The following is a 5,017-nucleotide window of genomic DNA, read 5'->3' on the forward strand; positions in this document are numbered from 1 at the left end:
CCTCTGCTTGTAAGGCAGATGCTCTAAACCAACTGAGCTAAACGCCCTTACTTTTTGTAAGCGGGTGCAAAAATAGCGATATTATTTTGAACCTACAAGTTTTTATCAAACTTTTTCTTTATTTTTTTTGGAGTGTTTTCTGTCTTATACGACTGCTTGAAAGTGGATTATTCATTGGTTTATAGCAAGTTCTCTATACTCGAAATGGGTAAAACGAGTTCTTCTAAATCTATCATAGCATTGATAAGAGATATGGATTGAAACGAATTTAGGTCGGTAACAAGCACTTCACGCTCTATTATTTTACCAGCATTGAGTAGTTGTTTGCGTCGCGTTCCATTAAGTAAGGGTGTAGAAGGTGTTATCCATAGCTCACCATCGAATAGTGCTATATTCGTATAAGAGGTGTCAGTAAGATGATTTTGTTGTACAATGACAATCTCTTCTGAGGGTTTTACTTGGCCCTTCAATAAGTTTAAAGCGCTTCTATCAATACTTTTATAAGCGTATTCTATATCGTTGTTTATCAGTATCTTAAGTTTTTCAATCTTTCTTATACTATAAGGCGTACAAGAAAGGTCGTATATGTTTTCTTTGTCGTAGGTAAAACGCAACTTTGCTCGGTCGTTTTGGGTTGCGGCAAGGGCTGAAAGATCGTCTACAGAAACCATATTTTCTGTATTCCAAAAGCGTTTCCGCGTGGATTTTATCCGTTCTAAGTGGTAGTCAAGGTTGATAATCCTCCCTTGTTCTACACACATTGTTTCAATAAATAGGCACATATACCTTTTCTAATATTTCGTTATATTCGTCGTCATCGTTACTTTGTGCTGTAATACCTCCACCAGCTTTGTAGAAAAGTTGTTTTCCATCGGTGTCAATAAAACGAATCATTACTGCACTATCGAGGTTTCCATTTGCCCAATGTCCCATAACGCCCGTATAAAAACCACGTTCATAAGTCTCAGCTTCAGCAATAATACGGGTTGTTATAGACTTTGGTGCACCTGTTATTGAACCTGCTGGAAGTAGACTGAATACCAAATCACCAACATTTGTATGGTAATGAGGAAGGATTTGTCCAACTATTTCTGAGCTAGTCTGTAGTATTTGTCCTTTATTAGTGGTTAGTTTGTCGATATAACGATACCTCTCTACTGATACTTGATTGGCTACAATACTTAGATCGTTACGTATTAAGTCTACAATTGTAGCATGTTCGGCAGCTTCTTTTGCATTGTTCATTAATATTTCTGCAGCGTTTGGTGTATTGGCAGCTATGGTTCCTTTCATAGGAAATGAACGAATAGTTTGTCCTTCTATACGAACGAATATCTCAGGAGAGAAGCAAACAAAGTTGTTTTTAACCCAACAGCGGTACTTAGCAGTCGAGCGGAGAAAAATTTCTCGCATTGAAAGGTTGGTATGAATGGGTATTTGGCAAGTTAAATTGGTCAAATAGCTGTTGCCATTATGTTGATTGGTCTTTACGTGTTCAATGCTACGCTGATATTCTGCACGGTCTGGTGCATCAAATATCCATTCTACTGGCGTGTTATTACTTGCTGTTTTGTCAGTTGGAATATTATTTATTGCGGGAAAGGCATAAAGCATTTCCGAAGCGTCTATATGCTCAAGCTCTTCTATATAAGCTTTTTTCTGATTGTAACTGATAATAAAAACAAATGATTTATTTGCTTTTGCAAGTTCGTTCATGCGTTGTTGTGCTTCCCGTTGATTGTAGATATTCATCTTTTTGCAGTATCGTTCGTATTTTAAACCAGTAAATATTAATAATGCAAAAATACAATTTTTTAATGAGACAACCAATCTTTCATAACTCTTTTCCAATGTTTATTGCTTTTCTCACATGATTTAATGTGTTATAGTAGATGGGTTTTGGTTTGTAAAGAAAAAACCAGTTAATAATCAATACCCAATTGTTTGGTTTTGCAAAAGCGCCTGTTTTGCGATGCAAAATAGGCACTTTCAGCGTGCAAAACAGGCGCTTTTACATTGCAAAACAATAGGTTTTGCAATATGTTGATAATAAGACGGTTAGTATATATATGTTCTACTGAGAAATCTTAACGAAATCATGATAAAATTATAATGTAAAAAATAACAAAGTGGACTTGTATTATTATCAATTAAATAAAAGAGTAATGTTTTAATAGAATAGTCTTTTAGTATTTCTCTTTTGTTTATTCTTTAATTGAAGGAAGCAATTTTAAAGAACTGTCTATAAAAGTTTATAGCTATTATCGAAAATATTTTATTATACGAAAGAAAAGTATTAAATTTGCAGAAAAATAAAGATGCTCTATCAAGTAACTTGCAAAAAGTGCGGAGGGAAGTTTCGTATTTCAGTTGATAACATACTGCGAACAACTTCTGTTTGTCCACATTGTGGGCAAAAATTAGCTATTTTGATACCTAAAGAACAAATTACGGTACCAACAATACAAGCTCCAGATTCTCAAAATACTGGTGTTCAAAGTGTAAATGAACCTCTTTCACATGAAAATGAGAAAAATATTCCGACATCAAAAAGTCGTAAGAAAAGCAGAAAGTTAGTATCAATAATATTTTTTCTCCTTGCAATAGTACTTCTTATAGGAGGTGCTTTTACGTTTAATTGGTATCAGCAACAACAAAAGGAACTTGAAAGAATAGCACGTAAACATCATCGTGATTCAGTGATGAAGGTGAAGGAAATGCTTAAAGTAAAAGCGATTGAAGCCGAAAAACAAGAGAAGCTACGGGCTTCAGCTTGCTCTTTCTTACGGTCGTTCTATCTAAATGCTGTACTATCTCGAGTAGACGTAAGACAATATGAGTCTTATCTGACTGAAGGTTGTAAGCGAATACTTTATGGAGACGATGAAAATGCTTCTGATTTAGATAAAGAATCAGCTTGGTGGGGAATGTTTGGTACACTCTCAGGATTAGAGAATGCAGATGAATTGGCTCGTAATTTAAGAATTTCATATTATGAAGACGATTGGTATAAGGTAAGATTATCGCAAAATGGAGAGACAGAACAGCGACTTGTTAAACTAAAACAAGTTGATAACAAGTTCTTAATAGAGAATGTAAGATAAGGTTATGACACTACGATACTTCCAAGTCAGCTGTAAGAACTGCATGCGACAGTTTAGTATTAAAGCGGAAGAAGGCGCTACAGTGAAGTGTAATTGTCCATTCTGTGGTGTAGAATCTACAATTGCAGTACCAATGCTTACGGCTGAAAAGCAAAGAGAAAAGGAAAAAGAGACACGAAAACAATTTATCAGCGAAATTGGTAAGAAGGCTATCATAAGTTTCCTTATATTTGCAACCATCTTGATTATAGCATCAACTTTATTATACGTCGTTTTTACGGCAATGTCTAACTAAACAAAAATAACACGAAATATGAAGCAAACAAAGATTGTATGTTCGATCAGTGATTTTAGATGTGATGTTGATTTTCTACGCAAACTATTTTTCTCAGGTATGAATGTTGTGCGTATAAATACTGCACATGCACCAGAAGAGGGGATAAGAAAGATAGTAAAAAATACGCGCGCAGTTTCACCTCATATTGCTTTGCTTATTGATACAAAAGGTCCTGAAATTCGTACAACATCTGTTGGTGAGCCGATAAAGTATAAAATGGGCGATATAGTCAAGGTTTTTGGACGCCCTGATGTAGAATCTACCCACGACATAGTGAACCTTTCTTACAAGAATATAGCAAGCGATGTGAAAGAAGGTGACCATTTGTTATTCGACGATGGTGCGATTGATATGGAAATTATCGAAAGTGCTGGTCCTATGCTTGTGGCAAAAGTAACGAACGATGGGGAGTTAGGCTCACGAAAAAGTGTGAACGTACCAGGTGCTCATATAGATTTGCCTGCATTAACAGAAAAAGATATTACGAATATAAAGTTGGCGATTGATTTAGATGTAGATTTTATTGCCCATTCATTTGTACGTTCTGCAGCAGATGTTAAGGTCGTTCAAGATCTTTTGGATGAGCATAACTCTGATATAAAGATTATTTCAAAAATAGAAAACCAAGAAGGAGTAGACAATATTGACGAGATTATTGATGCTTCATATGGTATTATGATTGCGCGTGGAGATTTGGGAATTGAGGTTCCAATAGAACAAATACCAGGTATTCAGCGTAATATCATTAGAAAGTGTATAGCAAAACGAAAGCCAGTAATTGTTGCTACGCAGATGTTACACACAATGATTAACAACCCTCGTCCAACTCGTGCTGAGGTAACCGATATTGCAAATGCTATTTATAGCTACACTGACGCATTGATGTTGAGTGGTGAAACTGCTAGTGGAAAGTATCCGATTGAAGCTTGTCGTACGATGGCTACTATTGCAGAACGTGCTGAAAAAGATGCACATCGCGAAGGATTTTTAGATATTCCACTCAACGATGATATGGGACAGCGCGAGTTTTTGGCAAAGAGTGCTATTGAAGCAACCGAACATCTTGGTGTAAAAGGAATTATAACTGATAGTGATACTGGAAAAACAGCACGCAATTTGGCTGCTTTCCGAGGCCCTAATCCAGTATTAGCAATTTGCTATCATGAAAAGTTACAACGTTGGTTGAATCTTAGTTATGGTTTAATTCCTGTTGCTTATCAGCAGGAAAAGAAAGCTAAACATGAGGTTTTTAAGGCTGCTTTACGAATGTTACGCCAACGTGGCTATATTTCTTTAGACGATAAGATAGCCTATATTTCAGGGGAAATGGGTAAAGGTGGTGTTACCACTTTCTTAGAAATCAACACTGTAAGTGCAGTATTTGAAGAGTCTTATAACTCACATCTGAGTGATAGAAAGAAACTATAAAGTAAAAGTAGAGTGTAATTAGCTTATATTTTTTTCTTTGGTTAAAAGGCAAATAAAGAAAATGAAACTAAGATAACATAAGGTTCAAACAAAAATAAAATGAGGGTGTGTCAAAATTGATACATCCTCTTTTTTATGCACAAAGCCC

Annotated in this window: 5 protein-coding genes; 3 read left to right on the forward strand and 2 right to left on the reverse strand. The window is 35.6% G+C overall.

Going from position 1 to position 5,017, the window contains the following annotated elements; translation table 11 throughout:
- Window positions 1–179: 179 nt before the first annotated feature.
- Window positions 180–782, reverse strand: coding sequence for an aminotransferase class IV (locus HXN26_RS10760; RefSeq protein ID WP_273161247.1), 603 nt, complete (start codon window positions 780–782; stop codon window positions 180–182).
- A complete protein-coding gene (locus HXN26_RS10765; RefSeq protein WP_024999986.1) occupies window positions 766–1,752 on the reverse strand; it encodes an aminodeoxychorismate synthase component I in 987 nt (328 codons plus the stop codon). The genes HXN26_RS10760 and HXN26_RS10765 overlap by 17 nt, the downstream gene beginning before the upstream one ends.
- 566 nt (window positions 1,753–2,318) lie before the next feature.
- Between HXN26_RS10765 and HXN26_RS10770 the strand changes: the two genes are divergently transcribed.
- From HXN26_RS10770 to pyk, 3 genes are read left to right on the forward strand one after another with little or no spacing between them, the layout of a single operon-like run.
- Complete coding sequence (locus HXN26_RS10770) at window positions 2,319–3,104, forward strand: zinc ribbon domain-containing protein (RefSeq protein ID WP_273161248.1); 786 nt, start codon at window positions 2,319–2,321, stop codon at window positions 3,102–3,104.
- Window positions 3,105–3,108: 4 nt separating this feature from the next.
- Window positions 3,109–3,399, forward strand: coding sequence for a hypothetical protein (locus HXN26_RS10775; protein ID WP_273161250.1), 291 nt, complete (start codon window positions 3,109–3,111; stop codon window positions 3,397–3,399).
- An 18-nt stretch (window positions 3,400–3,417) separates the two neighbouring features.
- Window positions 3,418–4,869, forward strand: a complete 1,452-nt coding sequence (gene pyk / locus HXN26_RS10780; RefSeq protein ID WP_024999989.1) for a pyruvate kinase — start codon at window positions 3,418–3,420, stop codon at window positions 4,867–4,869.
- The last annotated feature ends 148 nt before the right edge of the window (window positions 4,870–5,017 follow it).

The organism is Prevotella aurantiaca (assembly GCF_015262605.1).
In the GTDB taxonomy this organism is placed as follows: Bacteria; Bacteroidota; Bacteroidia; order Bacteroidales; family Bacteroidaceae; genus Prevotella; species Prevotella aurantiaca.

Coding starts and splice junctions, on each gene's coding strand:
- HXN26_RS10760 (WP_273161247.1), bottom strand. CDS start 782: ATGTGCCTATTTATTGAAACAATGTGTGTAGAACAAGGGAGGATTATC.
- HXN26_RS10770 (WP_273161248.1), top strand. CDS start 2,319: ATGCTCTATCAAGTAACTTGCAAAAAGTGCGGAGGGAAGTTTCGTATT.
- pyk (WP_024999989.1), top strand. CDS start 3,418: ATGAAGCAAACAAAGATTGTATGTTCGATCAGTGATTTTAGATGTGAT.
- HXN26_RS10775 (WP_273161250.1), top strand. CDS start 3,109: ATGACACTACGATACTTCCAAGTCAGCTGTAAGAACTGCATGCGACAG.
- HXN26_RS10765 (WP_024999986.1), bottom strand. CDS start 1,752: ATGAATATCTACAATCAACGGGAAGCACAACAACGCATGAACGAACTT.